Source organism: Ruegeria sp. SCP10 (assembly GCF_040329495.1).
Lineage (GTDB): Bacteria > Pseudomonadota > Alphaproteobacteria > Rhodobacterales > Rhodobacteraceae > Ruegeria.
Genome location: NZ_JBDZYF010000087.1, coordinates 1 through 351, shown reverse-complemented (window position 1 = coordinate 351; position 351 = coordinate 1). Strand labels below are relative to the sequence as shown.

1 protein-coding gene is annotated in these 351 nt (G+C 55.3%); it reads left to right on the top strand.

Annotated elements, in window-relative coordinates:
- Positions 1 to 351 (top strand): DDE-type integrase/transposase/recombinase (locus tag ABLN87_RS22395; protein ID WP_353014325.1); only part of this gene is annotated, 351 nt, incomplete at both ends.

The following is a 351-nucleotide window of genomic DNA, read 5'->3' as shown; positions in this document are numbered from 1 at the left end:
CTTTGTGTCAGAGGCTTCGGTCTACCGCATCTTCAAGTCTTACGATCTGATCACCAGCCCAGCCTATGTGGTTTTGTCAGCCGCAGACGAGTTCCAGGACAAGACAACACGGCCGAACCAGCTCTGGCAGACAGACTTCACATATCTGAAGGTGATCGGCTGGGGCTGGTTTTATCTCAGCACGATCCTGGACGATTGCAGCCGGTACATCATCGCCTGGAAGCTTTGTACGACGATGAAGACCGAGGACGTGACCGACACACTGGACCTCGCTTTGCACGCCTCAGACTGTGATCAGGCAACGGTGCTGCACAAACCGCGTCTGCTCAGCGACAACGGGTCCAGCTACAT